Origin of the sequence: Sphingomonas yunnanensis (assembly GCF_019898765.1) — a bacterium.
GTDB lineage: Bacteria > Pseudomonadota > Alphaproteobacteria > Sphingomonadales > Sphingomonadaceae > Sphingomonas > Sphingomonas yunnanensis.
Genome location: NZ_JAIOKB010000001.1, coordinates 425,406 through 451,046 on the forward strand (window position 1 = coordinate 425,406; position 25,641 = coordinate 451,046).

Sequence of the window (25,641 nt, forward strand, 5' to 3'; positions counted from 1 at the left end):
CAGGTGGAAGACGACGCGACTTCATCACTTCGGACTTTCCACCTGGACCCCGGCCCGCGCCGGAGAACCGCGAATAGTTGGTAGCACGTCTTATCCGCGCCGCCGCTCAGCGCCCCACCATGGCTGATCCACTCGTCTGGCCCGCGCTGCTCGGCGTACTCGGCGCGATCGTCGGCAGCTTCCTGGCGACGATCGCGGTGCGCTGGCCGGCCGGGCGCTCGGTGCTGACGGGTCGCTCGGCGTGTGACTCCTGCGGCCGCACGCTCGCCGCGCACGAGCTGGTGCCGCTCGTCAGCGGCTTGGTCGCGCGCGGCAAGTGCCGCAGCTGCGGCGCCGCGATCGATCAGCGCCACCTGCTCGTCGAGGCGGGCTGCGCCGCGGTGGGCGTCGCCGCCGGGCTTGCCGCGCCCGGATGGGACGCGGCGGCGGGGGCGCTGTTCGGCTGGCTGCTGGTGGTGCTCGCGATGCTCGACGCGAGCGACTTCTGGCTGCCCGACGAGCTGGTCGCGGCGCTCGCGCTGAGCGGTGCGGTGAGCGCCTGGTGGGTCCCGCCCGACCTCGCCGAGCGCGTGACCGGCGGAGTCGCCGGCTTCGCGCTGCTGTGGCTCGTCGCGGCCGGCTACCGTCGGTGGCGCGGGCGCGACGGGTTGGGCGGGGGCGATCCCAAGCTGCTCGGCGCGATCGGATTGTGGCTCGGCTGGCGGCTGCTCCCTGCGGTGCTGCTGGTGGCGGGGCTGGTCGGGCTCGGCTGGGTCGCCTTCCAGTATCTGCGCGGGCGCGCCCTGGCGCGCGACGACGCGCTACCGCTCGGGACGCTGCTGGCGATCGCGGCTTATCCGGCGTGGCTCGTCATGATAGTCTCAACGTCATGACGCTCGCCATCCTGCTCGCGTTGGTCCAGGCCGCGCCGGCCCTCCCGGCCGACTCGATCGACGGCCTCCCGCTCAGCACGCTGCCGCGCCAGGAACTGCCCGCGCGCGGCTGCGCCGCCTACCTCTTCTCTACCGGCCAGGTGCGCGGACTCGCCGCCGTGGCCACCGCCGACCCGGGGACGCTGCGGATCGCGCTCGACGGCGTGGCCCGTGACCTGCCACGCGCGGCGGCGGCGGGCACCGTCGCGCTGGGGCTCAACGCGGAGTCGGTCTATCGTGCGGGTGACGTAACCGCGACGGTGCAGCTCACGATCGAGCCGCGGCCCAACCTCAACAACGGGGCCGCGGTGCCCAGCGCGACGCTGCGCCTCGACCGTCCGGGGCAGGACACGCTGGTGGTGCCGCTCGCCGGGCTGGTCGGCTGCGCACTCGGCGACCCTAGGCCGCGTTGAGCGGAGACGCATGAGAAAGGCCCGGCGGACGATGTCCACCGGGCCCCTGCTCTCGGCTCGTGCCGCGGACGCGCGCGCGTCAATGCAGCGAGTCGATTTCCTCTTTCAGCCTGAGCTTCTGCTTTTTCAGGTCCGCGATCACGATCGTGTTCGGCGCCGGTCGCTGCGACTCGCTGGCGATGCGCTGCTCGAGCGTCGCGTGCTTCGCTTCCAGGGCCGAGAGGTGCGCGGTCTGCATGGCAGTAGCCTCCTTCTTGGTTGAACGGGACTCCGGATAAAACCACGAATCATGGCAGGAGTCGCGTGTCTTTTGATGGCGATCGACCGTCCGCGGCTGCGATGCGACGACTCGTGCGGCCCGCGCCGATTGCGCTAGGGACAGGGCCCGGGCGGCTGCTAGGGACAGCGGCGCATGAGATAACGGGGTGGCGGCAGATGCAGGCGGACGCGGACGAGGTGGAGATCGTGGCGCGGCTCGGAACGCTGCGGCTCGAGCATCGCGACCTCGACGCGGCGATCGCGGCGCTGAGCGAGGGCGGAAGCGCCGATCAGCTCCAGCTCATGCGGCTGAAGAAGCGCAAGCTGCGGCTGCGCGACGAGATCACGCTGCTCGAAGACCAGATCATCCCCGACATCATCGCCTGAGCCCGCGCGCGCGCGAAAGATGGTCAACGCGCTTGGCGGCGCGGGGCAGTCCGTGGCAGAATCAATGGTATGGCACAGCTACTCGACGCCGAGCGGATGCAGCGGCGGTTGATCGACACCGTCTACATGGAAGCCATGGTGCTGGCCGACGAGGCGCGCCACTATTTCGACGAGGGCGGGCGCGCGGAGCGCGAGTCGCTCGCGCCGATCGAGCGGGTGACGTTCAGCTGCGAGTCGCTCAAGGTCACCACGCGGCTGATGCACGTGATCGCCTGGTTGCTGACCCAGCGCGCGGTGATCGCCGGCGAGCTGAGCGCGGTGCAGGCGATCGACCCCGCGCGCCGGCTGGGCGCCGCCCCAACGACCGAGCCCGTCGAGGTGGAATCACTGCCGGAACGCGCCCGCGCGATGATCGCGGCGAGCAGCGACCTGCACCGCCGCGTCGCCCGGCTCGACCGCGCGCAGGTGGCGGAGCAGCCTGCCGCGAGCCCGGCGCGCTCGATGCTCGATCGGCTCGCGACGGCATTCTGAGAGAAGGTGGGGCCGTCCCGTCGGAGTAAGTGAGTGGCGCCTCGGGGAGCGAGGCATCCGGAGCCTCTGGTCGCCGCCTGCTCTCGCGCTGCTGTCCTCAGGGTGGAGGCGCCAGAGGCGGGAGAAGGAGGCGCTCGCCCTCGCGCTCCGCCACCTTCGCCGTATATGGTTAGCAGATCGATCGGGCGGCGCGCCGGAGCGCGCCGCCCGCTCTCACCTCAGGCCCAGCTCGCCATCTTCTTCTCGAGGTTGGCGCGAACCGCCTCGAAGAACTGCTCGGTCGTCATCCACTTCTGGTCCGGCCCGATCAGGATCGCGAGATCCTTGGTCATGTCGCCGCTCTCGACCGTCTCGACGCAGACCTGCTCCAGCGTCTCGGCGAAGCGGGTGACGTCGGGCGTGCCGTCGAACTTGCCGCGGTACTTGAGACCGCCGGTCCAGGCGAAGATCGAGGCGATCGGGTTGGTCGAGGTCGCCTTGCCCTGCTGGTGCTGGCGATAGTGGCGGGTGACGGTGCCGTGCGCCGCCTCGGCCTCGATCGTCTTGCCGTCGGGAGTCATCAGCACCGAGGTCATCAGGCCCAGCGAGCCGAAGCCCTGCGCGACCTGATCCGACTGCACGTCGCCGTCGTAGTTCTTGCAGGCCCAGACGAACTCGCCGTTCCACTTGAGCGCCGAGGCGACCATGTCGTCGATCAGGCGATGCTCGTAGACGATGCCTGCCGCCTTGAACTGGTCGACGAACTCGCTCTCGAACACCTCGGCGAAGATATCCTTGAAGCGACCGTCATAGGCCTTGAGGATGGTGTTCTTGGTCGAGAGATACACGGGCCAGTTGCGGCCGAGGCCGTAGTTGAGCGAGGCACGCGCGAAGTCGCGGATTGACTCGTCGAGGTTGTACATACCCATCGCGACGCCGGCCGAGGGGAAGTCGAACACCTCGTGCTCGATCGTCTCGCCGTTCTCGCCTTCCCACTTCATCGTCAGCTTGCCCTTGCCGGGCACCTTGAAGTCGGTCGCCTTATACTGGTCTCCGAAAGCGTGACGGCCGACCACGATCGGGTGGGTCCACCCCGGGATCAGGCGGGGCACGTTCTTCATCACGATCGGCTCGCGGAAGACCACGCCGCCGAGAATGTTGCGGATCGTGCCGTTGGGCGAGCGCCACATCTTCTTGAGGCCGAACTCCTCGACGCGCTGCTCGTCGGGGGTGATCGTGGCGCACTTCACGCCGACGCCGTACTTCTGGATCGCCTTGGCGCTCTCCACCGTGACGGCGTCGTCGGTGGCGTCGCGATGCTCGATGCCGAGATCGTAGTAATCGAGATCGATGTCGAGATACGGCTTGATCAGGCGCTCGCGGATCCACTCCCAGATGATGCGAGTCATCTCGTCGCCGTCGATCTCCACGACGGGCGTCTTCACCTTGATCTTGGCCATGCCAGTGTCCTTGCTGAGAAGCGTTGCCGCGGTCGATAGGGGGAAGGGCGCGGGGGATCAACCGGGGGGGGCGCAGCTCCCTTCTCCTGCCGTCATCTCGAGCGCGTCCTAGGATCGACCGTGCCGCACACGCAGCGGCGGCGGTGCCTGCGGGGCAGTGGATCCTGGAACGAGTTCAGGATGACGCCCGAGATGGAGTGTAGCGTCTCACAGGAAGTGGCGGGCGGGTGCCGCCATCCTACGCCGACGAGGGAGGGACCAGGCGACCACCATGCCGCGGAACCCATTTCGCCGCAACGCCGTTCGTGCTGCGATGCGAACGATCCGCTACTCCGCCATGCTCGCGCTGCTCCTGCCGGTGCCGGCGCTCGCCGACACGCTGCCGCTCGCGCGCGGCTCCTACGTCGAGGCCGGCACGCCGTGCCGCGGCGCGCCGAACGTGGCGCTGCGCGACTATCAGGGCGACGGGATCGGCTCGAGCAAGGCCGGCCAGTGCCGCGCGCGCGTCCTCGCCCGCATCGGTCAGCGCTACACGCTCCGGCAGGACTGCGTGCAATATGGCGGGCCGCGCCCGTATCGCGCCGCGGACCGGCTCAAGATCCGTGTCGACAGCCGCACCAGCTACACCGACCTGCGCGCCGGCGCGCATTATCGCTGGTGCCGGACGACTAACCTGTGACGGTGACGCCGGCGAGCAAGCGCGTTGTCACCGCGCACGCCGGTCGATAGGACGAAGCGATGACTTCGCTCGACAAGCCGCCGGTCGTCACCACGACCGTGAAGTGGCGCTTTCCCGCCGTCCACCCCGAGGGACAGAAGTTCACCGCGATCGCCTTCGGCATCACGCTGCTGATGACGATCGTGTCCAAGGTGTTCTTCTGGCCGTTCCTGGGTCTCACCCTATGGGTCGCGGCCTTCTTCCGCGACCCGATCCGCACCACGCCGATCGGCGATGACCTGATCGTCTCCCCCGCCGACGGGCTTATCACGATGATCGAGCGCGTGCCCGTGCCGCGCGAGCTGATCGGCGATCTCGGCGAGGTGCCGATGGTGCGCGTGTCGGTGTTCATGTCGGTGTTCGACGTCCACATCAACCGCTCGCCGATCGCCGGAACGATCCGCCAGGTCGTGTACATCTCGGGCAAGTTCCTGAACGCCGACCTCGACAAGGCGTCAGAGGAGAATGAGCGCCAGCATTTCGTCGTCGAGGGCTTCGATGGCCGGCGCGTCGGCTTCACCCAGATCGCGGGTCTCGTCGCGCGCCGCATCGTCGGCTTCGCTAAGATCGGCGACATCGTCGCCGCCGGCCAGCGCGTCGGCCTGATCCGTTTCGGCAGCCGCGTCGATGTCTACCTTCCCGAGGGCTTCGCGCCGCAGGTGGCGCTGGGCCAGCGCGCGATCGCGGGCGAGACGGTGCTGGCGCGCCTCGGCGCCGAGCGCGTCAGCGGCGTCGCGCAGTAATCATGCGCCGCCCCGTCCGCCGCCCGCTGCGTCGCCCACCCGGCGGACTTCCGCTGCGCGCGGTCGCGCCCAACGCGGTCACCGCGCTCGCGCTCTGCTCCGGCCTGTCGGGGATCCGGTTCGCGATCTCGGGCCACTGGGAGCTGGCGGTGACGATGGTGCTGCTCGCCGGCGTGCTGGACGGGCTGGACGGGCGCGTCGCGCGCATGCTCCATGGCGAGAGCCGCTTCGGTGCCGAGCTCGACTCGCTCTCCGATGCGATCTCATTCGGCGTGTCGCCCGCGCTGATCCTGTATCTGTGGTCGCTCCACGCGCTGCCGCGCTTCGGCTGGATGGCGGCGCTCGTGCTCGCGGTATTCTGCGCGCTGCGGCTCGCGCGCTTCAACGCCAACATCGACGCCGACGATCAGCCGCACAAGTCTGCCGGCTTCCTCACCGGCGTGCCCGCGCCGGCGGGGGCGGGGCTGGCGATGCTGCCCTTGTTCCTGTGGTTCGTCACCGACGCGCCACTGCTTCGCGACCCGCGGCTGGTGGCGCCGTGGACCGTGCTGATCGCGCTGTTGATGGTGTCCAGCCTAGCGACCTTCTCCTGGACGTCGCTTCGGCTGCGCCCGAACATTCGCTTCGAGGCGATCGCAGTGGTGGTAGCGGTGGGTGCCGCCGCGGTGAGCGCGCCGTGGCAGACGGCGGCGGCAGCGGGGATCGCTTATCTGCTAGCGATGCCGTTCAGCGTCGCCAGCTACGCCCGCGTCAGGCAGCTCCGCGCTGGCGGAGCGGCGTCAGCGCCGGCGTCGCCGAGCCAGCCCAGCGCCTGACCGCGATGCGGCGCTCGGCGCGGACCAGCGCGGCGAGCGGGGCGGCCCGCGCCGGCGCCATCTCGCCGCGCAGCGCGCTCAATATCTTGTCGAGGTTAGGCGCGAGCGTGGCATGCATGGCGTAGCCGGCGGTCGAGAGCGCGCCGGCGAAGATCGCGAAGGTCATCACATTCAACATCGTTCGACTCCCGTTCCGCGACACGGCCAGTAGAACCACTCCGACTCCAGAGGGTTCCGAGATCAACGTCAGATCGGTACTGGTCCGCACCGGTACCGAAACGACGCCGCCTCGCTGTCGCTGTTCACCCTGTGTTCCCATTCCTTGTTCCAGCTATGTTCACACGTGTCAAGCCTTTGTTCTCGGATTGCGATTTGGGAAAGGATCGGCTAAGGCGCGCCCTCAACCCCGCATGGGAAGCATCATCGACCGGTGCGCTGGCCTTGGAGGCCGCGTCACTCGCTTCCCAGAGGCTTAACCGGAAGGAACACAGATTATGGCGGCACCTGTCGTCACGATGCAGCAGCTCATTGAGACCGGCGCTCATTTCGGTCACCAGACGCACCGCTGGAACCCGAAGATGAAACCCTACATCTTCGGCGAGCGCAACGGCGTTCACATCATCGACCTGTCGCAGACGGTGCCGCTGTTCGCGCGCGCGCTCGACTTCGTCAGCTCCTCGGTCGCCTCGGGCGGCAAGGTGCTGTTCGTCGGCACCAAGCGGCAGGCGCAGGAGCCCGTCGCCGAGGCGGCGCGCCGCGCCGGCCAGCATTTCGTCAACCACCGCTGGCTCGGCGGCATGCTCACCAACTGGAAGACGATCAGCAACTCGATCAAGCGCCTCAAGGCACTTGAGGAGCAGCTGTCGGGCAACACCGCCGGCCTCACCAAGAAGGAAGTCCTGCAGCTCACCCGTGAGAAGGACAAGCTCGAGCTCTCGCTCGGCGGCATCCGCGACATGGGCGGTGTCCCCGACGTCATGTTCGTGATCGACGCCAACAAGGAGGAGCTCGCGATCAAGGAGGCCAACACGCTCGGCATCCCGGTCGTCGCGATCCTCGATTCGAACGTGTCGCCCGACGGCATCGCCTTCCCGGTTCCCGCCAACGACGACGCGGCGCGCGCCATTCGCCTGTACTGCGAGGCGATCGCGATCGCGGCGACGCGCGGCAACCAGCAGCAGCAGGCCGGCCGTGGCGTCGACCTGGGCGCGATGAGCGAGCCGCCCGCCGAAGAGGCGCTCACGGTCGAGACGCCCGCGGCCGAGCCCGCCGCCGCCTGACCCGCGTGTCCGCGCGGGCGGCGCCTGCGCGGACGCACGATTGTCACGGAGGCTGCCTAAGCCGCGGCCTCCCTCGTTTCCCTCGGCGCGCGGCGATTCACCGATCGTCGCGCGTCGATGCAAAAAACCAGCTGAGGACAAAACGATGGCCGATATCACGGCAGCGATGGTCAAGGACCTGCGCGAGAAGAGCGGCGCGGGCATGATGGACTGCAAGAAGGCGCTCAGCGAGACCTCGGGCGACATGGACGCCGCGCTGGACTGGCTGCGTACCAAGGGCCTCGCGGCCGCGCAGAAGAAGTCGAGCCGCACCGCGGCCGAGGGCCTGGTCGGCGTCGCGGTGAGCGGTACCAAGGGCGCCGCGGTCGAGGTCAACTCGGAGACCGACTTCGTCGCCAAGAACGAGCAGTTCCAGAACTTCGTCCGCGAGGTCACCCAGATCGCGCTCGCCAGTGGCGGCGACGTCGAGGCGATCAAGGCGGCGCAGATGCCGTCGGGCACCACGGTGGCCGAGGCGCTGACCAACAATATCGCGACGATCGGCGAGAACCAGTCGATCCGCCGCGCGCGCTCGCTGTCGGTGAGCCAGGGTGCGGTCGTGGCCTATGTCCACAACCAGCAGGCACCGGGCCTGGGCAAGATCGGCGTGCTCGTCGCGCTCGAGAGCGCGGCGCCCGACGAGGTGCTGCAGGGTCTCGGCAAGCAGCTGGCGATGCACATCGCCGCCGCTTTCCCCAAGGCGCTCAACGAGGAGGACCTCGACGAGGGCGAGATCGAGCGCGAGCGCGCGATCGCGGCCGAGAAGGCGGGTGAGTCGGGCAAGCCGGCCGACATCATCGCCAAGATGGTCGAGGGCTCGATCGCCAAGTACCGCAAGGAGCATGCTCTGGTCAGCCAGCTGTTCGTGATGGACGGCAAGACCAAGATCAGCGACGTCGTCGCCAAGGCGGGCAAGGACGCCGGCGCCGAGATCAAGCTGGTGGACTATGTCCGCTTCCAGCTCGGCGAGGGCATCGAGAAGGAGGTGTCCGACTTCGCCGCCGAGGTCGCCGCCGCCTCCGGCGTGCCGCAGCCGGTCTGACGCCTCACCGTCGGACGAGGATGACGCGCCGCCGCCCTGGCCGATGTGCCGGGGCGGCGGTCTGCGTTCTGGGTGGGGTAACTCCTCCCCGGCACGGGAGGGGGGATCGCCGGCCGCAGGCCGGTGGTGGAGGGGGATCTCGGCGCAGTGCAGCGCGTGCGGAAGCCCCCTCCACCATGCTGCGCATGGTCCCCCTCGCCGTGAGCGGGGGGGATCTTGTGGCCTCGACACACCCGCCCTCCCGGCCCTCGCCACCGTGTCAACCCATTGCCAGCCGCGGACCCGCCGCCTAGGGTCCGCGCCGCTCCGCCCCCTGCACAACGAGACCCGATGACCCAGCCCCGCTACAAACGCATCCTGCTGAAACTCTCCGGCGAAGTGCTGATGGGCGAGGGTGGTCTCGCGATCGATCCCGCCGTCACGGCGCGCGTTGCCGAGGAGATCGCGGACGTGAAGGCGCAGGGATATGAGCTGTGCATCGTCGTCGGCGGCGGCAATATCTTTCGCGGGCTCGCCGCCGCGGCCAAGGGTTTCGAGCGCGGCACCGCGGATTACATGGGGATGCTCGCCACCGTCATGAACGCGCTCGCGGTGCAGAACGCGCTCGAGCAGATCGGCGTCGACACGCGCGTGCAGTCCGCCATCCCGATGCACTCGGTGTGCGAGCCCTTCATCCGCCGCCGCGCCGAGCGCCACCTCGAGAAAGGGCGCGTCGTGATCTTCGCCGCGGGCGTGGGCTCGCCCTTCTTCACCACCGATTCGGGCGCCGCGCTGCGCGCCGCCGAGCTCAACTGCGACGCGCTGTTCAAGGGCACCTCGGTAGACGGCGTGTACAATGCCGACCCGAAGCAGGACCCGCAGGCGACCCGCTACGAGACGGTCAGCTACGACATGGTGCTGGCCAAGAATCTCAAGGTGATGGACGCCAGCGCGGTGGCGCTGTGCCGGGACTCGAACATTCCGATCGTCGTGTTCAACATCCGCGAGCACGGCAATTTCGCCGCCGTGCTCCGCGGTGAGGGCGTCTCGACGGTGGTACAGAAGCAGATGGAGACGACCGATGCCCGCGTATGACAAGGCCGACCTCGAGCGCCGGATGCACGGCGCGGTGGAGTCGCTGAAGGGTGATCTCGGTGGTCTGCGGACCGGCCGCGCCTCGACCTCGCTGCTCGATCCGGTGACGGTCGAGGTGTACGGCGCGCACATGCCGCTCAACCAGGTCGCGACCGTGTCGGTGCCGGAGTCGCGCATGCTGTCGGTGCAGGTGTGGGACAAGACCAACGTCGGCCCGGTCGAGAAGGCGATCCGGTCCGCCGGGCTCGGGCTCAACCCGATCAATGACGGGCAGACGCTGCGCCTGCCGATCCCCGACCTGACGGAGGAGCGCCGCAAGGAGCTCGCCAAGCTCGCCGGGCAATATTCGGAGAAGGCCAAGGTCGCGGTACGCAACGTTCGCCGCGACGGGATGGACGCGCTCAAGACCGACGAGAAGAAGGGCGTGATCTCCGAGGACGAGCGCAAGCGCCTCGAGACCGAGGTGCAGAAGCTGACCGACGCGACGATCACCGAGATCGACTCGGTCTCGGCCGCCAAGGAAAAGGAAATCCTCAACAAGTGACGTCGCGCGCGCCTGAGGGGGAGGGCTGATGGCGACCGCCGCGATGCCGCGCGAGGCGCCGTCGGTGCTGCCGCGCCACGTCGCCATCATCATGGACGGCAATGGCCGCTGGGCGGCGCAGCGCCATCTGCCGCGCGCCGCCGGGCACCGCGCCGGGGTCGAGGCCGTGCGCTCGGTCACCCGCGCCGCGCGCGCGATGGGCCTGGAGGCGCTGACGCTCTACGCCTTCTCCTCGGAGAATTGGCGCCGCCCAGAGGATGAGGTGGGCGCGCTGATGAAGCTGCTCAAATTCTTCATCCGCAACGACCTGGCCGAGCTGGTGCGCGAGAATGTGCGGTTGCGCGTGCTCGGCGACTATCGTCGCTTCCCCGCCGACGTGGTCGAGCTGGTCGACGACGCACTGTCGCGTACCGCCACCAACACCGGACCGATCCTCGCGATCGCGCTCAACTATGGCGCGCAGGCCGAGCTGGTCACCGCCGCCCGCCGCCTCGCCGAGCGGGCCGCGCGCGACGGGTTGGCGCCCGAGACGATCGACGCCGCCGCGATCGAGGCCGAGCTCGAGACACGGGACCTGCCCCCGCTCGACCTGCTGATCCGCACCTCGGGCGAGCAGCGCCTGTCCAATTTCCTGCTGTGGCAGGCGGCCTATGCCGAGCTGCTGTTCGTCGACACGCTGTGGCCGGACTTCGACGCCGCCGCGCTCGCCGCCGCGCTCGACTCGTTCGGCAAGCGCCAGCGCCGCTACGGCGGGCTGTGACCAGCACGGCATGACCGAGCCCACCCCCGACGCCAAGCTTCGTACACCGTCCAACCTGCGGCTGCGAATGATCGCCAGCGTCGCGATGATCGCGGTGGCGAGCGTCGCGCTGGTGCTGGGCGACATCGCTTTCTGGCTGCTCGCGGTGGTGATCTCGCTGCTGATGATGGCCGAATGGGGCGAGCTGCAGAAGGTCGCGCCCAAGACGAAGCGGCTGGCGCAGTTCGCGCTGAGCGTGCCGCTGGCGACGATGGCGCCGGCCTGGCTGATCATCGAGCCGCGGCCTTTCTTCACGCTGGGGCTGATCGCCGGCGCTGCCTTCTTCGTCGCGATCGTCACGCGGCTGCCGCAGCTCGCGCTGGGCGTGGTCTATTGCGCGCTGCCCGTGCTCGCGCTGGTGGTGCTGCGGCGCCAGGGTGAGGGGCTGCTCGAGACATTCTGGGCGATGTCGCTGGTGTGGGCGTGCGACATCGGTGCCTATTTCGCGGGCCGCTCGATCGGCGGGCCCAAGCTGGCGCCGCGGCTCAGCCCCAACAAGACCTGGGCCGGGCTGATCGGCGGCGCCGCGGCGGCGGCGCTGCTGGGTGCGCTGCTGCATGTCGCCGCGGGGCTGCCGCTGGTGCTGGCACTCGCCTCGCCGCTGCTCGCGGTGCTGGCGCAAGGCGGCGACCTCTACGAGAGCTGGCTGAAGCGCCTCGCGGGCGTGAAGGATTCGGGCAATATCCTGCCCGGGCATGGCGGGGTGCTCGATCGCCTCGACGGGCTGGTGCCAGTGGCCCCCGTGGCGGCGCTGCTGGTTCTCTCGCTGGGCATGTTCGGGTGAGGACCGTCTCGATCCTGGGGGCGACCGGCTCGGTCGGCACCTCGACGCTCGACCTGATCGAGCGCGAGCCCGACCGCTTCCGCGTCGTCGCGCTCACCGCCAATGGCGACGTCGAGCGGCTCGCCGCGGCGGCGCGGCGCACCCGGGCCGAGCTGGCGGTGGTGGCGGACGAGCGCTGTCTGCCCGCGCTGCGCGAGGCGCTGTCCGACACCGATACCGCGGTCGCCGGCGGCGCGCAGGCGGTGTGCGATGCTGCCGCCGCGGGCGCGGACTGGACGATGGGAGCGATCGTCGGCTGCGCCGGGCTGCGGCCGACCCTCGCGGCGATCGAGCGCGGTGGTACGGTGGTGCTCGCCAACAAGGAGCCTCTGGTCTCCGCCGGCGACATCATCACCGCCGCCGCCGCCGCGCACGGCGCGACGCTGCTGCCCGCGGACAGCGAGCATAATGCGGTGTTCCAATGTCTCGACCCGACCCGCCCCGAGAGCGTGCGGCGGATCATCCTGACCGCGAGCGGCGGGCCGTTCCGCGATTGGACGCTCGAGCAGATGGCGGCGGTGACGCCGGCGCAGGCGGTGGCGCACCCGAACTGGTCGATGGGCGCCAAGATCTCGGTCGACAGCGCGACGATGATGAACAAAGGGCTCGAGCTGATCGAGGCGGCGCGGCTGTTCCCGGTGCCGCCCGAGCGGATCGAGATCGTGATTCACCGCCAGTCGGTGATCCACTCGATGGTGGATTACGTCGACGGCTCGATGCTGGCGCAGCTCGGCCCGAGCGACATGCGCGTGCCGATCGCGCACTGCCTCGCCTGGCCCGAGCGGATGGCGACGCCGATGGCGCCGCTCGACCTCGTCAAGCTCGGCCGGCTCGACTTCGAGGCGCCCGACGCGCTGCGCTTCCGCGCGCTGACGCTGGCGCGCGACGCCGCCGAGGCGGGCGGCGCGCGGCCGGCGATCCTCAACGCCGCGAACGAGGTGGCGGTGGCCGCTTTCCTCGCGGGCGCGATCGGCTTTCTTGAAATCGCCGCAATCGTGGACGATACGCTACAAGGCTATGACCCGGCCGCGCCGGAAACGCTCGACGCGGTGCTCGCGATCGACGCGGAAGCGCGCAGGAGAGCCGGCGAGCGCGTGAAGGATTGCGTCGCTTGATCCAGACCCCTGGCGTATTGATCACCGCTCTGGCCTTTGTCCTGGTGATCGGCCCGCTCGTCTTCGTCCACGAGATGGGCCATTATCTCGCCGGGCGCTGGTTCGGCGTGCATGCCGAGGCCTTCTCGATCGGCTTCGGTCGCGAGATCGCCGGCTGGACCGATCGCCGCGGCACGCGCTGGAAGCTCGCCTGGCTGCCGCTCGGCGGATACGTCCGCTTCGCCGGTGACATGAACCCCGCGAGCCAGCCCGGGCCGGAGTGGCTCGCGCTGCCGGCCGAGGAGCGCGCGCGAACCTTCCAGGCCAAGCCGGTGTGGCAGCGCGCGATCGTCGTCGCCGCGGGGCCGGTCGTGAATTTCGTGCTGGCGGTGCTGATCCTGGCGGGGTTCGCGCTGGCCTACGGCGACGCACGCACGCCCGCGGTGGTCGGCGAGGCGCTGCCCGGCACTGCCGCCGCGGCCGCGGGCCTGCGCGCGGGCGACCGGGTGACCGCGCTCGGCGGGCGCGAGATGGGCACGTTCGAGGACATGGTCCGCTACGTGAAGATCCGCGCGGGCGAGCGGATCCGCGTCGACTATGTCCGGGGCGATCGGCCGGCCGCGGTCGAGGCGACCATCGGCACGCAGCGTCAGCGCGACCGCTTCGGCAACGAATATCGCGTCGGTCTGCTCGGCATCGCCCCCACCGCGCCCGTCGTCACGAAGGTGGGCGTGTTCGAGGCACCGGTCGTCGCGGTGCGCCGTACCGGGCAGATCGTCGGCATGATGGTCGAGACGATCGGCCAGATCGTCACCGGGCGGCGCTCGGTGAAGGAATTGGGCGGCCCGCTCTCCATCGCCAAGGCGTCGGGCGAGCAGTTCACGCTGGGCGCGGACGAGTTCGTCTTCCTGATCGCGCTCGTGTCGATCAATCTCGGGTTCATCAACCTTTTGCCAGTGCCGATGCTCGATGGCGGTCACCTGCTCTTCTACGCGATCGAGGCGGTGCGAAGGAAACCCGCGCCCCCGCAGCTGGTCGAATGGGCGTTCCGCGGCGGGCTGGCGGCGGTGCTCGCGCTGATGCTGCTGGTGACGTTCAACGACCTGAGCAACCGCGGGCTGTGGCAACAGCTGGCCGGCTTGATCGGGTGAGCAAGGTGGGGCAGGGCGACGCGGCCCGCATGCGCGGCGGATACTCTCGGGTGGGATTTAGGTGACGGTGCTGAACGTTTCAACTTCGCGGGCGCGTGCCTCGGCGACCTTGCTGGGCTGCACGATGCTGGCCGGCGTGCCGCTCGCCGCCGCGGCGCAGACCCGCCCCGCGCCCGCCGCGACCCCGGCGGTGCAACCCGCCGCTGCGTCCGCGCCCGCGCCGCAGGCCGCGCGCCCGATCACGACGCTGCGGGTCGAGGGGACGCAGCGGATCGAGCCGGAGACCGCGCTGAGCTACACCAAGCTGCGTCAGGGCCAGCCCTACACCAACGAGACGCTCGATCAGGCGATCAAGGACCTGTACGCCAGCGACCTGTTCGCCGACGTGACGATCGACGGCGCCGCGACCGGCAATATCGTGATCCGGGTGCGCGAGAACCCGATCATCAACCGCGTCATCTTCGAGGGCAACAAGCGCCTCAAGGAAGACAAGATCGGCAAGGAGGTCCGGCTCAAGCCGCGGCAGATCTTCACGCGCTCCGCGGTGCGCGCCGACGTCGCGCGGATCATCGAGCTGTACCGCCGCCAGGGCCGCTTCGCCGCGACCGTGCAGCCCAAGATGGTCAGCCTCGACCAGAACCGCGTCGACGTGATCTTCGAGGTGAGCGAGGGTCCGAAGTCGAAGGTCCGGCAGATCAACATCCTCGGCAACAAGGTGTTCGACGACGGCAAGCTGCGCGCGCAGATGGCCACCAAGGAGGCGCGCTTCTTCCGCGTACTGTCCTCCGGCACGTCCTACGACCAGGACCGGCTGGCCTATGATCAGCAGAAGCTGCGGCAATTCTACCTGACCGAGGGCTATGCCGACTTCCGCGTCACCTCGGCGGTGGCGGAGCTGACGCCCGACCGCAAGGACTTCATCATCACCTACGTGGTCGAGGAGGGCGAGCGCTACAAGTTCGGCGACGTCACCGTCGACAGCGACATCCGCGACTTCGACGGCAAGAAGATGGCGGCCACGCTCGGCATCAAGAAGGGCGACTGGTACAACGCCAAGCTGGTCGAGGACACGATCGAGCATCTCAGCGAGACGACGGGCCTGTTCGGCTACGCCTTCACCGAGGTGCAGCCCGAGTACCAGCGCGACTCCGAAGCGCACACGATGTCGATCAACTTCCATATCGGCCAGGCGCAGCGCACCTATGTCGAGCGGATCGACATCACCGGCAATACCCAGACGCAGGACAAGGTGGTGCGCCGCGAGGTCCGCCTCGCCGAGGGGGACGCCTTCAACAGCTTCCAGATCAAGCGCTCGCAGGACCGCATCAACAGCCTGGGCTATTTCCAGGACAAGTTCGAGATCAAGCAGACGCCCGGCAGCTCGACCGACCGCGTCGTGCTCGAGGCCAACGTCGAGGAGAAATCCACCGGCGAGCTCCAGCTCTCCGCCGGCTTCTCGAGCCTGGAGCGTTTCATCATCCAGGCCAACATCACGCAGAACAACTTCCGCGGCAAGGGGCAGACGCTCCGGGCCGGTGTGAACTACTCCAGCTATTCCAAGTCGATCGAGCTGGGCTTCACCGAGCCCTACGTGTTCGACAAGAATATCGCGCTGGGTATCGACCTGTTCCGCCGCGACTATAATTCGTTCAACTTCTATGGCACCGATCGCCGCACCACCTACAGCCAGGTGTCGACCGGCTTCCAGATCCGCACCGGCGTGCCGCTGACCGAATATTGGCAGCTCGCCGGCCGCTATACCTTCTCCTACGATAAGGTCGGGCTGGACGAGAATTCCTTCTTCACCAACGGTAAGTGCGATCCGCTCAAGGCCGGCCGCTATCTCTGCGACTCGCTCGGCAATCGACTCACCTCGATGGTGGGCTACTCGCTGATCTACGACAGCCTCAACAGCCGGCTGCGGCCGACCGCGGGCCAGCGCTTCGTCTTCAGCCAGGACTTCGCCGGTCTCGGCGGCTCGGTGAAGTACGTCCGGACGCGTGTCGAAGGCTCGAAGTTCTGGAACATCGGTGGCGGATTCATCGCCTCGGTGGTCGGCGAGGGCGGTTACATCCGCTCGCTCGAGAAGTCGCGCGGCGAGGGCGTCGATCGCGTGCGCATCACCGATCGTTTCTACCTCGGCGAGCCCCAGTTCCGTGGCTTCGACATCCGCGGCGTCGGCCCGCGCGTGAAGCGGCAATATTTCACCACCGACGCCAACGGCGCTCAGGTGCTCGTGACCGATCGCGATCAGGTGATCGACGACGCGCTCGGCGGCAACGCTTATTACCTGGGTCGCTTCGAGATCGAGATCCCGCTCGGCTCCGGCGCGCGCGAACTCGGCCTGCGCCCGTCGATCTACGCGCAGATGGGCAGTCTCTTTAGCATCACTCGTCCGCTGAAGACCGCGAATTTCCCGACGACCACGGACGCCAACGGGAACACCGTGTATCTTCCGCTGCCGGTGTACAACAACGCGAACCAACCGCTCTATTATTACACCAATGCCGACGGTCTCAGCGTTTCCACCACCTGCGCCGCTGGCATCCCGGGAAGCAGCGGCGGCTGCAATGGCGTGACACCCAATACGCCGCAGATCGCGTCACAGCCCTTCCTCGAGACGTTCCTGGGCGACTCGGCGCGGCCGCGTCTCTCGGTCGGTATCGGCGTCAACTGGAACTCGCCGTTCGGGCCGCTCCGCATCGATCTCGCCAAGGCGCTGCTGACCCAGCCCGGCGACGACAAGAAGCTCATCACCTTCAACGTAGGGACTCAGTTCTGATGACTACCTTCAAGCACCTCCTGCTCGCCGCCGCGCTCGTCGCGCCGGCGGCGCTGTCCGCCCCCGCCGCGACCGCGCAGGTCGGCGGGGTCGCCGTCGCCGATCCCGAGGCGGCGGTCGCCAACTCCAAGGCCTGGGCGACCGCGCGCACGCAGATCCAGACCCAGTATAAGGCGCAGCTCGACCAGGCGAACACGCGTCGCCAGGCGATCCAGACCGAGCTGCAGCCGCTCGTCGCGGCCTATCAGAAGGCCGCTGCGGCGCCCGGCGCGACCGAGGCCTCGCTGCGCACCCAGGCGCAGGCGATCCAGACGCGCGAGCAGACTGCCAACGCCGAGCTGCAGCGCCTCACCGCGCCCGCCTCGCGCGCGCAGTCCTACGCGATCGAGCAGATCTCGGCCAAGCTGCAGGACGCGGTGGGCGCCGCGGCGCGCGCCAAGAACGTCAGCCTGCTGCTGCGTCCGAACGCGGCGCTTTTCGCTAACCCGACCGCGGACATCACCTCGGCGATCACCGCCGAGCTCGATCGCACCGTGCCGACCGTCGGCATCACGCCGCCGGCCAACTGGCAGCCGGGTCAGCAGGACGGCGGTGCCGCCGCCGCGCCGGCCGCCGCCGCGCCCGCGACCAACAATCGCGCGCCGACCGGCCGATGAGCGACGCCCCGCTCGGTCAGGCGCCCGGCGGGGCGGAGAGTGAGTCGGGCGGGTCGGTCGGCCCGCTCGACGTCACCCGCGTGATGGCGCTGCTGCCGCATCGCTACCCGATGCTGCTGGTCGACCGCGTCGAGACTCTGGTGCGCGACCGATCGATCCGCGCCACCAAGGCGGTGTCGATCAACGAGAGCTTCTTCCAGGGTCACTTTCCAGGCCGTCCGATCATGCCGGGCGTGCTGATCGTCGAGGCACTGGCGCAGGCTGCTGGCGTGCTCGCGGTCGAGAGCCTCGGCCTCGCCGGCTCGGGCAAGCTGGTCTATTTCATGGCCATCGAGGGCGCGAAGTTCCGCAGGCCGGTCGAGCCCGGCGTCTTGCTGTCGCTCGAGGTCGAGTTCGTGCAGAAGCGCAGCGCGGTGTGCAAGTTCGCCGGGGTCGCCAAGATCGACGGCGCCGTCGCCGCCGAGGCCAACTTCACCGCCATGATCGCCGACCCGCCTGCCGCGGCCTAGCACCCTCCCGTCGCACTTTGACTTTGCCGCACGCGCGCTGTAGGGCGCGCGGCTTGCTGTCCAAGGCTGGTCGGAACCAGCCATCCAAGGAGCGTGACCGTGAAGAAAGACACCCACCCCGACTATCACATGATCAAGGTGCAGATGACCGACGGCACCGTCTACGAGACTCGCTCCACCTGGGGCAAGGAAGGCGATCTCATGACGCTCGAGATCGATCCGCTCGCGCACCCGGCATGGACCGGCGGCAAGGGTCAGATGCTCGATCAGGGTGGCCAGGTGGCACGCTTCAACAAGCGTTTCGGCGGCGGGCTCACGCTGCGTAAGTAAACTGGTTGTTAGGCATGGCGGCGTAGCATCGCCGCCATGTTCGCTGCCGAATATGCCCCCGCCGAGCGCCCCGTCCGTCGCGGACGCCGCGCCCCCGTCGCCGTCCAGGCGCCGGTCGAGCAGAGCGGCATGGCGCGCACCCTGTGCAAGGTCATGGACCTCTCCCTGCACGGGTGCCGACTGCTGACCTTCTCCGCGATGTCGCGCGACGAGTCGATCTGGCTGACCATACCCGGCCTGGGCGTCGTCGCCGCGATCGTGGTCTGGGCGGATGACCTCGTGGCGGGCTGCCAATTCCTCTCGCCGCTGACCGACGAGACGTTCGAGTCGCTGGTGACGCGGTACGGGCTGACGCACTGAGGCGCGGCCGCGGTGGAGCGGCGCAAACGAAGACGCTGCAACCTCGCGCAACCCCTTCACTAGGCGTCATTCTGAGCTCGTCTCAGGATCCACCGTCCCGCACGTGCAGAGGCCGGGGCGCTCGCGGAGCAGTGGATCCTGAGACAAGCTCAGGATGACGCCGGGATGGCTGCTGGCGTCACGTCAACACCGCGACCCGACCGCAGCATAGCGCACCCCCCGCGCTGATGCGCCCACGCGCTCACGCTTCCTCCACGCTGACCACGCCGTCGCGCACGGCGACGATCCGCACGCGCGCCCCCGCGGGCAGGTCGGGGCCGCGCGCGGGCCAGCTGCCGTCGCCCACCACGACGCGGCCGCGCCCGTCGACGATCGCGCTCTCCAAACGGGTCACCTCGCCGACCAGCCGGGCGGCGCGGTCGTTGAGCCGAACATCGCCCCCTTCGACGGGAAAGTCGCGGTACCAGCGCCGGCCCACCAGGACCGTCACCACGCTCCACAGCGCGAAGCAGACCAGCTGCGCCGCCAGTGGCAGCGGCGCGACCGCGTAGCTGATCGCCGCGGTCACCGCCGCCGCGAGCGCGAGGAAGACGAGGAACACGCCGGGTACCGCCAGCTCGGCGATGCCGAGCAGCAGCGCGGCGGCGAGCCACGCCGCGCCCGGTTCCCCCAACCAGCCCCAGCCCGTCACCGCGGGTCGAGTGCCGAGCGCGGCAGGTCGAGCGGCGCCTCCGGCGTCTCCTTCGACGCGAGCACGCTCTTGGTCAGCTCGCCGATCCCGCTTAGCGTGCCGATCAGCTGGGTCGCCTCGACCGGGAAGAGGATCGTCTTGGCGTTGGGGCTGGTCGCGAATTTGCCGACCGCCTCGACGTATTTCTGCGCGACAAAATAGTTGATCGCCTGCGTGCCGCCCGCCGCGATCGCGTCCGACACGACCTGGGTCGCCTTGGCCTCCGCTTCGGCGGCACGCTCGCGCGCCTCGGCGTCGCGATAGGCCGACTCGCGGCGGCCCTCGGCCTCGAGGATGCGCGCCTGCTTCTGTCCCTCGGCGCGCAGGATCTCGGAAGCGCGCGATCCCTCGGCGTCGAGGATGTTGGCGCGCTTCTCGCGCTCGGCCTTCATCTGGCGGCCCATCGCGGCGACGATGTCGGCGGGCGGGCGGATGTCCTTGATCTCTACGCGCGTGATCTTGACGCCCCAGGGTACGGTGGCGTGGTCCACCACCGAGAGCAGCCGCGCGTTGATCTCGTCGCGCTTCGACAGCGTCTCGTCGAGGTCCATCGACCCCATCACGGTGCGCAGGTTGGTGGTCGTCAGCTGGAGCAGCGCGACATAGAGGTCGGACACCTCATAGGCGGCCTTGGCGGCGTCGAGCACCTGGAAGAAGACGACCCCGTCGGTCGAGACGATCGCATTGTCCTTGGTGATGATCTCCTGCCCGGGAATGTCGATCACCTGCTCCATCATGTTCACGCGCCGGCCGACGCGGTAGAAGAAGGCGGGGTAGAAGTTGAAGCCGGGCGAGGCGGTGCCGGTATAGCGACCGAAATGCTCGATCGTATATTGATAGCCCTGGCGGACGATCTTGATGCTCGTCAGCAGGTAGAAGACGACCAGCGCCAGGAATAGCAAAGCCAGCGTCACCGTCACCGTCTCTCTCCCGCTCGATCACATCGAAGGCCGCGATCATAGCCGGTGGGGGGCGGGGGGCCTAGCGAGATGCGGGCAACGCGGTTACATGGCGCGCCACTCCTCGCTCCCAAGGATTCGGCGCCCCATGGACATCCGCCTCGGCCTCACCTTCGACGACGTGCTGCTCACGCCCGCCGAGTCCGCGGTGCTCCCCGGCGCGGCGGACACGCGCACGAAGCTGACGCGCGACATCGCGCTCAACATCCCGATCCTGTCCTCGGCGATGGACACCGTCACCGAGTCCGACATGGCGATCGTGATGGCGCAGCTCGGCGGCATGGGTGTGCTCCACCGCAACCTCACCGTCGACGAGCAGGTCGCTGCGGTGCGGCAGGTCAAGCGCTTCGAGAGCGGCATGGTGGTCAACCCGATCACGATCGCGCCCGAGGCGACGCTGGCGCAGGCGCAGGCGCTGATGAAGCTCAACCGGATCAGCGGCATCCCGGTGGTGGAGCGCGACGGCAAGCTGGTCGGCATCCTCACCAACCGTGACGTGCGCTTCGCCGAGAACCCGAACCAGCCGGTCGCCGAGCTGATGACGCGCGAGAACCTCGTCACCGTCTCGACCGGTGTCGCGAAGGAAGAGGCGCGCCGGCTGCTCCACCAGCGCCGCATCGAGAAACTGCTGGTGGTCGATGACGCCTATCGCTGCGTCGGGCTGATCACCGTGAAAGACATCGAGAAAGCGGTGATGTACCCGGAGGCGACCAAGGACGCCGCCGGACGCCTGCGCGTCGCCGCCGCCACCACCGTCGGCGACAAGGGGTTCGCGCGCACGGAGGCGTTGGTCGACGCCGAGTGCGACCTCATCGTCATCGACACCGCGCACGGCCACAACCTCGACGTCGCGCGCGCGGTCGAGCGCGTCAAGAAGCTCTCCAACTCGGTCCAGGTCGTCGCCGGCAATGTCGCCACCGCCGAGGCGACTCGCGCGCTGATCGACGCGGGCGCCGACGGCATCAAGGTCGGCATCGGCCCGGGTTCGATCTGCACCACGCGCGTCGTCGCGGGCGTCGGCGTGCCCCAGCTCACCGCGGTGATGGACTGTGCCGAGGCCGGCGCCGCCGCGGGCGTGCCGGTGATCGCCGACGGTGGCCTGCGCACCTCGGGCGATCTTGCCAAGGCGCTGGCCGCGGGCGCATCGACCTGCATGGTCGGCTCGCTGCTCGCCGGGACCGAGGAGGCGCCGGGAGAAACCTTTCTTTATCAGGGGCGTGCGTACAAATCCTACCGCGGCATGGGAAGTGTGGGCGCGATGGGGCGCGGCTCGGCGGACCGCTACTTCCAGGGCGAGGTGCGCGATCAGCTCAAGCTCGTTCCAGAGGGGATCGAGGGGCAGGTGCCCTATAAGGGGCCGGCGCGCGACGTGATCCACCAGCTGGTCGGCGGGATCAAGGCGGCGATGGGCTACACCGGCTCGGCGACGATCCGCGACCTGCAGCAGCGCGCGCGCTTCGTGCAGATCACTGGCGCGGGGCTCAAGGAGAGCCATGTCCACGACGTCACGATCACGCGCGAGGCGCCCAATTATCCGACCCGCTGAGTGACCCCCGCGGCGCGCACCCAGGCGGCGATCGAGCTGCTCGACTCGATCGTCGCCGCCGCGGAGCAGGGCGGCGCCGCGGCCGACACGCTGATCGCGCGCTATTTCGCGACGCGCCGCTACGCCGGATCGAAGGACCGTCGTGCGGTGCGCGAGCTGGTCTATGCCGCGGTCCGCGCGTTCGGCGAGAAGCCGGCGAGCGGGCGCGCCGCGCTGGTCGCGCTCGCCCGCCATGACGTCGCGCTCGCCGCCACCTTCGACGGCTCGCCGCACGGCCCTGCGCCGATCGGCGACGAGCCCGCGGCCACCCCGGGCGTGCTGCCGAGCTGGCTCGCGGAGCGGTTCGCGGTATCGGGGCTCGACGAGGGCGAGCAGGCCGCGCTGGTGGAGCGCGCCCCGCTCGACGTGCGCGTCAACCGGCTGCGCGGCGACCCGCCCGCGATCGACGGCGCCGCGCCGATCCCCGGCCTTGCCGACGCGTTGCGGCTACCCGCGGGTATGGACCTCAAGCCGCTCGCCGGTCTGATCGAGCCGCAGGACGCCGGCAGCCAGGCGGTGACGCTCGCCGCCGGCGCCGCACCGGGGATGACGGTGCTGGACCTCTGCGCCGGGGCGGGGGGCAAGAGCCTCGCGCTCGCCGCCGCGATGGCGAACGAGGGGCGGATCATCGCCAGCGACGTCGACCGCGCGCGACTCGCCCGGCTCGCGCCCCGCGCCGATCGCGCCGGCGTGACAATCATCGAGAGTCGCCTGCTCGACGGCGGGCGGGAGGCAGCCGCGCTCGCCGACATCAGCGCGGACGTCGTCTTCGTCGACGCGCCCTGCTCGGGCAGCGGGACGTGGCGCCGCAACCCCGAGGCGCGCTGGCGGCTCAGCCCCGAGCGGCTCGAGCGCTACGCGGCGACGCAGCGCCACGTGCTCGCGCTCGGCGCGGCGGCGGTCCGCCCGGGCGGGGCGCTGGTCTTCGTCACCTGCTCGCTGCTCGACGCCGAGGGGGCGAACCAGGTCGAGCGCTTCCTCACCGACCATCCCGGCTGGCATGCCGAGCCGCTCGCGCTGCCGTTCGGGCGTGCGCGCGGGCGGGGCGTCCGGCTCACCCCCGCACATGACGGCACCGACGGTTTTTTCGTCGCGCGGCTGCGGGCGCCATGCTAGGCGCCGGGGATCGTGTCGAAGCTGGAGCCGTTCATGCGTTTCACCTCGGTCGCCACTGCCGCGGCGCTGGCGCTGGTGTCGATCTCGACCTCGCTGCACGGCCAGCGCCCGGACGACCAGATCGACGCGCGCAGCATGGCGTTGCTCCAGCAGGGCAGGGCGGCGCGTGCCGCGGGCAACATCGACGGCGCGACCGATCTGTTCGAGAGCGCGGTGACGGTCGATCCGCGCAACCGCCAGGCCTTCATCGCGCTCGCGCAGGTGGCGGAGGCGCGAGCGCTGCCGGGCAAGGCGATCCGGCTCTACCGCGAGGCGCTGCTGCTCGAGCCCAATGACATCGCCGCGCTGACCGGGCAGGGCGAGGCGATGGTGGCCAAGGGGGCGGTCGAGCGCGCCAAGCAGAATCTCGCGCGCGTGCGTACGCTGTGCCAGGGCCAGTGCACCCAGGCGACCGAGCTCGCCGCGGTGATCGCCAAGGGCCCGCCGGTCACCACCGCGCAGGTCAGCGCGCCCAGTACCGTGCCGCCCGCGGCGCCGCCCTCGTCGCGCGACTGATCCGCTCGCGTCATCGCGCTAGTGCCGCTAAGCTGCTTCATCGCCTAGCTGATTCACCCGCCTGACCCGATCGATCGCACCGCCCCTTGCCGACGCTTCACGCCCTTGCCAATCCCGCCCGCTTCCTGCGGATCGCGCGCCCGCTCACCCCTTGGCTGTGGTGGCTGGGGGTCGCGCTGGTCGCGTTCGGCGGCTGGGCCGGGCTGACCCAGACGCCGCCCGACTATCTCCAGGGCGAGACGGTGCGCATCCTCTACGTCCATGTCCCCGCCGCCTGGCTCGGCATGGGCGGGTGGAGCGCGATCGCGATCGCGAGCACCGCCTTCTTGGTGTGGCGGCACCCGCTCGCCGAGGTCGCCGCGCGCGCCGCCGCGGTGCCGGGCGCCACCTTCGCCGCGCTCTGCCTCGTCACCGGCGCGATCTGGGGGCGGCCGACCTGGGGGACGTGGTGGCAGTGGGACGGGCGGCTGACCTCGATGCTGCTGCTGTTCTTCGTCTATCTCGGCTACATCGCGCTCTCCAACGCCGACCGCGAGCGCGGCGGCGACGGGCGCGTGCCCGCGATCTACGGCATCGCCGGCACCGTGCTGCTGCCGATCATCCGCTATTCGGTGGTGTGGTGGAACACGCTCCACCAGGGACCGAGCATCGGGCTGACCTCGTCGACGATCGACCGTTCGCTGCTATGGCCGCTGCCGTTCATGCTACTCGGCTTCTCCTGCCTGTTCGGCGCGATCGTCCTGATGCGGATGCGCGCGATCCTCGCCGCCGCCAAGGCCGAGGCGCGGCTGCGGCGGAGAGCGCTGGCGTGAACCCCTGGCCGTTCGTCATCGCCGCCTACGCTCTCGTGCTCGGTGCCGGCGCCCTGGTCGGCTGGCTGAGCTACCGCGCGATGCGGAAGCACGAGAAGTGACACCCAAGTCGCAGCGGATGACGCTCGTGCTGCTCGGCCTCGTCGCGCTCGCCGCGGCGGCGCTGCTGGCGCTGTCCGGGCTGCGTGGGCAGGCCGCCTTCTTCTACGCGCCGAGCGACGTGCGCGGCGCGCTGCCCGCGCCCGACCGAGCGGTGCGGCTCGGCGGCATGGTCGAGCGCGGCTCGGTCCGGCGCGCGGGCGACGGCGTGTCGATCGCCTTCACCGTCACCGACGGGCAGGCGACGACGCCGGTACGCTTCAGCGGCATCGCGCCCGACCTCTTCCGTGAGGGCTCGGGCGTGGTCGCGGAGGGGCACTTCAATCCCGATGGTTCGTTCAGCGCGACCAACCTGCTCGCCAAGCATGACGAGAAGTACATGCCGCCGCAGATGGCGGGCAAGATGCATGAGACGCGCACGCTGGAGAAGCAGTGATGGGCTTCGTCGCGCTGCTGCTGCTCGGTGCCGGGGCGTTCGCCGCGCTGGCGCTGCTACGTGCCGACCGCGCCTTGTGGACGCTGCTCGCCGCGGCGCTGTGCCTGGGCGGTGCCGGTTATGCCTGGCAGGGTTCGCCGCTGCTCGGCGCGCGACCGGCGTCGCCGCGCAGCGAGACCGCGCCGATCGACCCGGACGAGATCGCGCTGAGGGACGGCCTGCTCGGCCGCTACACCGCGGACACCGCCTATCTCGTCGCCGCCGACGCCATGACTCGCAGCGGCAACAGCCGCGCGGCCGCGCGGGTGGTGATGGGCGGCCTGTCCAAGCTCCCCAAGAGCTTCATCCTGTGGACCTGGGCGGGTGTGACGCTCGCCGCCGACGCGGGCGACCGGCTCTCGCCGCCGGCGCTGCTCGCCTTCCGGCAGGCGGCACGGCTCGCGCCCGAGCATCCGGCGCCGCCATATTATCTCGGCATGGCCTATCTGAGGGCGGGGCAGCTCGCCCAGGCACGCACGCTGTGGCTGCGCGCCGTCGCACTCTCCGCGCCGGGCACCGATTACCGCCGTGAGCTGGTCCGGCGCGTGCTGGTGCTCGATCAGTTCATCGCCGCGGGCGTCGACCCCTCGCGCGGAGGGTGACGCCCGCGCG

At 69.8% G+C, this 25,641-nt stretch carries 31 protein-coding genes; 26 read left to right on the forward strand and 5 right to left on the reverse strand.

What is annotated here, in order from left to right; translation table 11 throughout:
* Window positions 1–119: 119 nt before the first annotated feature.
* Both K7957_RS01980 and K7957_RS01985 read left to right on the forward strand, forming a co-directional pair.
* On the forward strand, window positions 120–872 hold the full coding sequence (locus K7957_RS01980; RefSeq protein WP_223010315.1) for a prepilin peptidase: 753 nt from the start codon (window positions 120–122) through the stop codon (window positions 870–872).
* Window positions 869–1,324 carry a hypothetical protein gene (locus K7957_RS01985; protein WP_223010316.1) on the forward strand — a complete coding sequence of 152 codons (456 nt, stop codon included), beginning with the start codon at window positions 869–871 and terminating at the stop codon, window positions 1,322–1,324. The genes K7957_RS01980 and K7957_RS01985 overlap by 4 nt, the downstream gene beginning before the upstream one ends.
* 79 nt (window positions 1,325–1,403) lie before the next feature.
* Here the strand turns inward: K7957_RS01985 and K7957_RS01990 are convergent, their stop codons facing one another.
* Entirely contained in the window at window positions 1,404–1,562 is a 159-nt protein-coding gene (locus K7957_RS01990) for a YdcH family protein (RefSeq protein WP_183920558.1), read from the reverse strand.
* 197 nt (window positions 1,563–1,759) lie between these two features.
* Here K7957_RS01990 and K7957_RS01995 point away from each other — a divergent pair, with 197 nt between their 5' ends.
* Together K7957_RS01995 and K7957_RS02000 are read left to right on the forward strand one after the other, a co-directional pair.
* The gene (locus K7957_RS01995) at window positions 1,760–1,969 is read left to right on the forward strand and encodes a YdcH family protein (protein ID WP_223010317.1); all 210 of its coding nucleotides are present in this window, start codon (window positions 1,760–1,762) and stop codon (window positions 1,967–1,969) included.
* Between the two features lie 69 nt (window positions 1,970–2,038).
* The gene (locus tag K7957_RS02000; protein ID WP_246616611.1) at window positions 2,039–2,500 is read left to right on the forward strand and encodes a DUF1465 family protein; all 462 of its coding nucleotides are present in this window, start codon (window positions 2,039–2,041) and stop codon (window positions 2,498–2,500) included.
* Window positions 2,501–2,718: 218 nt separating this feature from the next.
* On the opposite strand, the gene K7957_RS02005 is transcribed toward K7957_RS02000, so the two are convergent.
* The gene (locus tag K7957_RS02005; RefSeq protein ID WP_223010318.1) at window positions 2,719–3,939 is read right to left on the reverse strand and encodes an NADP-dependent isocitrate dehydrogenase; all 1,221 of its coding nucleotides are present in this window, start codon (window positions 3,937–3,939) and stop codon (window positions 2,719–2,721) included.
* 271 nt (window positions 3,940–4,210) lie between these two features.
* On the opposite strand from K7957_RS02005, the gene K7957_RS02010 reads away from it, so the two are divergent.
* From K7957_RS02010 to K7957_RS02020, 3 genes are read left to right on the forward strand one after another with little or no spacing between them, the layout of a single operon-like run.
* A complete protein-coding gene (locus K7957_RS02010; RefSeq protein WP_223010319.1) occupies window positions 4,211–4,618 on the forward strand; it encodes a hypothetical protein in 408 nt (135 codons plus the stop codon).
* Window positions 4,619–4,677: 59 nt separating this feature from the next.
* Complete coding sequence (locus tag K7957_RS02015) at window positions 4,678–5,400, forward strand: phosphatidylserine decarboxylase (RefSeq protein WP_223010320.1); 723 nt, start codon at window positions 4,678–4,680, stop codon at window positions 5,398–5,400.
* Between the two features lie 2 nt (window positions 5,401–5,402).
* The gene (locus K7957_RS02020) at window positions 5,403–6,215 is read left to right on the forward strand and encodes a CDP-alcohol phosphatidyltransferase family protein (RefSeq protein WP_223010321.1); all 813 of its coding nucleotides are present in this window, start codon (window positions 5,403–5,405) and stop codon (window positions 6,213–6,215) included.
* Here the strand turns inward: K7957_RS02020 and K7957_RS02025 are convergent.
* Window positions 6,151–6,393 (reverse strand): hypothetical protein, encoded by a 243-nt coding sequence (locus K7957_RS02025; RefSeq protein WP_223010322.1) that lies wholly within the window; start codon window positions 6,391–6,393, stop codon window positions 6,151–6,153. The genes K7957_RS02020 and K7957_RS02025 overlap by 65 nt on opposite strands.
* Window positions 6,394–6,709: 316 nt before the next feature.
* On the opposite strand from K7957_RS02025, the gene rpsB reads away from it, so the two are divergent.
* From rpsB to K7957_RS02090, 13 genes are all read left to right on the forward strand, one after another.
* The gene (gene rpsB, locus K7957_RS02030) at window positions 6,710–7,495 is read left to right on the forward strand and encodes a 30S ribosomal protein S2 (RefSeq protein ID WP_223010323.1); all 786 of its coding nucleotides are present in this window, start codon (window positions 6,710–6,712) and stop codon (window positions 7,493–7,495) included.
* Between the two features lie 145 nt (window positions 7,496–7,640).
* Window positions 7,641–8,576, forward strand: a complete 936-nt coding sequence (tsf, locus tag K7957_RS02035) for a translation elongation factor Ts (protein WP_223010324.1) — start codon at window positions 7,641–7,643, stop codon at window positions 8,574–8,576.
* 330 nt (window positions 8,577–8,906) lie between these two features.
* Entirely contained in the window at window positions 8,907–9,650 is a 744-nt protein-coding gene (pyrH, locus tag K7957_RS02040) for a UMP kinase (protein ID WP_223010325.1), read from the forward strand.
* Window positions 9,637–10,194 (forward strand): ribosome recycling factor, encoded by a 558-nt coding sequence (frr, locus tag K7957_RS02045; protein ID WP_223010326.1) that lies wholly within the window; start codon window positions 9,637–9,639, stop codon window positions 10,192–10,194. The genes pyrH and frr overlap by 14 nt, the downstream gene beginning before the upstream one ends.
* A gap of 28 nt (window positions 10,195–10,222) precedes the next feature.
* Window positions 10,223–10,954 (forward strand): isoprenyl transferase, encoded by a 732-nt coding sequence (locus K7957_RS02050; RefSeq protein WP_223010327.1) that lies wholly within the window; start codon window positions 10,223–10,225, stop codon window positions 10,952–10,954.
* Window positions 10,955–10,964: 10 nt separating this feature from the next.
* Window positions 10,965–11,777: a phosphatidate cytidylyltransferase gene (locus K7957_RS02055; protein ID WP_223010328.1), complete on the forward strand. Its 813-nt coding sequence runs from the start codon at window positions 10,965–10,967 to the stop codon at window positions 11,775–11,777.
* Entirely contained in the window at window positions 11,774–12,931 is a 1,158-nt protein-coding gene (locus K7957_RS02060; RefSeq protein WP_223010329.1) for a 1-deoxy-D-xylulose-5-phosphate reductoisomerase, read from the forward strand. The genes K7957_RS02055 and K7957_RS02060 overlap by 4 nt, the downstream gene beginning before the upstream one ends.
* Window positions 12,928–14,061, forward strand: a complete 1,134-nt coding sequence (locus K7957_RS02065) for a M50 family metallopeptidase (RefSeq protein ID WP_223010330.1) — start codon at window positions 12,928–12,930, stop codon at window positions 14,059–14,061. Before K7957_RS02060 ends, K7957_RS02065 begins: the two co-directional genes overlap by 4 nt.
* A 61-nt stretch (window positions 14,062–14,122) precedes the next feature.
* A complete protein-coding gene (gene bamA / locus K7957_RS02070; protein ID WP_425517143.1) occupies window positions 14,123–16,843 on the forward strand; it encodes an outer membrane protein assembly factor BamA in 2,721 nt (906 codons plus the stop codon).
* Window positions 16,843–17,499, forward strand: coding sequence for an OmpH family outer membrane protein (locus K7957_RS02075; protein WP_223010331.1), 657 nt, complete (start codon window positions 16,843–16,845; stop codon window positions 17,497–17,499). Before bamA ends, K7957_RS02075 begins: the two co-directional genes overlap by 1 nt.
* Complete coding sequence (gene fabZ, locus K7957_RS02080) at window positions 17,496–18,008, forward strand: 3-hydroxyacyl-ACP dehydratase FabZ (RefSeq protein ID WP_223010332.1); 513 nt, start codon at window positions 17,496–17,498, stop codon at window positions 18,006–18,008. The genes K7957_RS02075 and fabZ overlap by 4 nt, the downstream gene beginning before the upstream one ends.
* Window positions 18,009–18,107: 99 nt before the next feature.
* Window positions 18,108–18,338 (forward strand): 50S ribosomal protein L31, encoded by a 231-nt coding sequence (gene rpmE / locus K7957_RS02085; RefSeq protein WP_223010333.1) that lies wholly within the window; start codon window positions 18,108–18,110, stop codon window positions 18,336–18,338.
* Between the two features lie 36 nt (window positions 18,339–18,374).
* A complete protein-coding gene (locus tag K7957_RS02090) occupies window positions 18,375–18,698 on the forward strand; it encodes a PilZ domain-containing protein (protein ID WP_223010334.1) in 324 nt (107 codons plus the stop codon).
* Between the two features lie 241 nt (window positions 18,699–18,939).
* On the opposite strand, the gene K7957_RS02095 is transcribed toward K7957_RS02090, so the two are convergent.
* Window positions 18,940–19,389, reverse strand: a complete 450-nt coding sequence (locus tag K7957_RS02095) for an NfeD family protein (RefSeq protein ID WP_223010335.1) — start codon at window positions 19,387–19,389, stop codon at window positions 18,940–18,942.
* Window positions 19,386–20,348 carry an SPFH domain-containing protein gene (locus K7957_RS02100; protein WP_343228272.1) on the reverse strand — a complete coding sequence of 321 codons (963 nt, stop codon included), beginning with the start codon at window positions 20,346–20,348 and terminating at the stop codon, window positions 19,386–19,388. The genes K7957_RS02095 and K7957_RS02100 overlap by 4 nt, the downstream gene beginning before the upstream one ends.
* A 127-nt stretch (window positions 20,349–20,475) precedes the next feature.
* Here K7957_RS02100 and guaB point away from each other — a divergent pair, with 127 nt between their 5' ends.
* The 6 genes from guaB to K7957_RS02130 all read left to right on the forward strand — a co-directional run bounded on the left by guaB (window position 20,476) and on the right by K7957_RS02130 (window position 25,631).
* Complete coding sequence (gene guaB, locus K7957_RS02105; protein WP_223010336.1) at window positions 20,476–21,933, forward strand: IMP dehydrogenase; 1,458 nt, start codon at window positions 20,476–20,478, stop codon at window positions 21,931–21,933.
* On the forward strand, window positions 21,934–23,088 hold the full coding sequence (locus tag K7957_RS02110) for an RsmB/NOP family class I SAM-dependent RNA methyltransferase (protein ID WP_223010337.1): 1,155 nt from the start codon (window positions 21,934–21,936) through the stop codon (window positions 23,086–23,088).
* 33 nt (window positions 23,089–23,121) lie between these two features.
* On the forward strand, window positions 23,122–23,643 hold the full coding sequence (locus K7957_RS02115; protein ID WP_223010338.1) for a tetratricopeptide repeat protein: 522 nt from the start codon (window positions 23,122–23,124) through the stop codon (window positions 23,641–23,643).
* Between the two features lie 86 nt (window positions 23,644–23,729).
* A complete protein-coding gene (gene ccmC / locus K7957_RS02120; protein WP_223010339.1) occupies window positions 23,730–24,455 on the forward strand; it encodes a heme ABC transporter permease CcmC in 726 nt (241 codons plus the stop codon).
* A 97-nt stretch (window positions 24,456–24,552) separates the two neighbouring features.
* On the forward strand, window positions 24,553–24,990 hold the full coding sequence (gene ccmE, locus K7957_RS02125) for a cytochrome c maturation protein CcmE (RefSeq protein ID WP_223010340.1): 438 nt from the start codon (window positions 24,553–24,555) through the stop codon (window positions 24,988–24,990).
* Window positions 24,990–25,631, forward strand: coding sequence for a tetratricopeptide repeat protein (locus K7957_RS02130; protein ID WP_223010341.1), 642 nt, complete (start codon window positions 24,990–24,992; stop codon window positions 25,629–25,631). Before ccmE ends, K7957_RS02130 begins: the two co-directional genes overlap by 1 nt.
* Window positions 25,632–25,641 lie beyond the last annotated feature (10 nt).

Bases quoted from the DNA above. Each gene is read 5' to 3' on its own strand.
- K7957_RS01980 (WP_223010315.1), top strand. From the start codon at position 120: ATGGCTGATCCACTCGTCTGGCCCGCGCTGCTCGGCGTACTCGGCGCG.
- K7957_RS01985 (WP_223010316.1), top strand. From the start codon at position 869: ATGACGCTCGCCATCCTGCTCGCGTTGGTCCAGGCCGCGCCGGCCCTC.
- K7957_RS01990 (WP_183920558.1), bottom strand. From the start codon at position 1,562: ATGCAGACCGCGCACCTCTCGGCCCTGGAAGCGAAGCACGCGACGCTC.
- K7957_RS01995 (WP_223010317.1), top strand. From the start codon at position 1,760: ATGCAGGCGGACGCGGACGAGGTGGAGATCGTGGCGCGGCTCGGAACG.
- K7957_RS02000 (WP_246616611.1), top strand. From the start codon at position 2,039: ATGGCACAGCTACTCGACGCCGAGCGGATGCAGCGGCGGTTGATCGAC.
- K7957_RS02005 (WP_223010318.1), bottom strand. From the start codon at position 3,939: ATGGCCAAGATCAAGGTGAAGACGCCCGTCGTGGAGATCGACGGCGAC.
- K7957_RS02010 (WP_223010319.1), top strand. From the start codon at position 4,211: ATGCCGCGGAACCCATTTCGCCGCAACGCCGTTCGTGCTGCGATGCGA.
- K7957_RS02015 (WP_223010320.1), top strand. From the start codon at position 4,678: ATGACTTCGCTCGACAAGCCGCCGGTCGTCACCACGACCGTGAAGTGG.
- K7957_RS02020 (WP_223010321.1), top strand. From the start codon at position 5,403: ATGCGCCGCCCCGTCCGCCGCCCGCTGCGTCGCCCACCCGGCGGACTT.
- K7957_RS02025 (WP_223010322.1), bottom strand. From the start codon at position 6,393: ATGTTGAATGTGATGACCTTCGCGATCTTCGCCGGCGCGCTCTCGACC.
- rpsB (WP_223010323.1), top strand. From the start codon at position 6,710: ATGGCGGCACCTGTCGTCACGATGCAGCAGCTCATTGAGACCGGCGCT.
- tsf (WP_223010324.1), top strand. From the start codon at position 7,641: ATGGCCGATATCACGGCAGCGATGGTCAAGGACCTGCGCGAGAAGAGC.
- pyrH (WP_223010325.1), top strand. From the start codon at position 8,907: ATGACCCAGCCCCGCTACAAACGCATCCTGCTGAAACTCTCCGGCGAA.
- frr (WP_223010326.1), top strand. From the start codon at position 9,637: ATGCCCGCGTATGACAAGGCCGACCTCGAGCGCCGGATGCACGGCGCG.
- K7957_RS02050 (WP_223010327.1), top strand. From the start codon at position 10,223: ATGGCGACCGCCGCGATGCCGCGCGAGGCGCCGTCGGTGCTGCCGCGC.
- K7957_RS02055 (WP_223010328.1), top strand. From the start codon at position 10,965: ATGACCGAGCCCACCCCCGACGCCAAGCTTCGTACACCGTCCAACCTG.
- K7957_RS02075 (WP_223010331.1), top strand. From the start codon at position 16,843: ATGACTACCTTCAAGCACCTCCTGCTCGCCGCCGCGCTCGTCGCGCCG.
- fabZ (WP_223010332.1), top strand. From the start codon at position 17,496: ATGAGCGACGCCCCGCTCGGTCAGGCGCCCGGCGGGGCGGAGAGTGAG.
- K7957_RS02090 (WP_223010334.1), top strand. From the start codon at position 18,375: ATGTTCGCTGCCGAATATGCCCCCGCCGAGCGCCCCGTCCGTCGCGGA.
- guaB (WP_223010336.1), top strand. From the start codon at position 20,476: ATGGACATCCGCCTCGGCCTCACCTTCGACGACGTGCTGCTCACGCCC.
- K7957_RS02115 (WP_223010338.1), top strand. From the start codon at position 23,122: ATGCGTTTCACCTCGGTCGCCACTGCCGCGGCGCTGGCGCTGGTGTCG.
- K7957_RS02130 (WP_223010341.1), top strand. From the start codon at position 24,990: ATGGGCTTCGTCGCGCTGCTGCTGCTCGGTGCCGGGGCGTTCGCCGCG.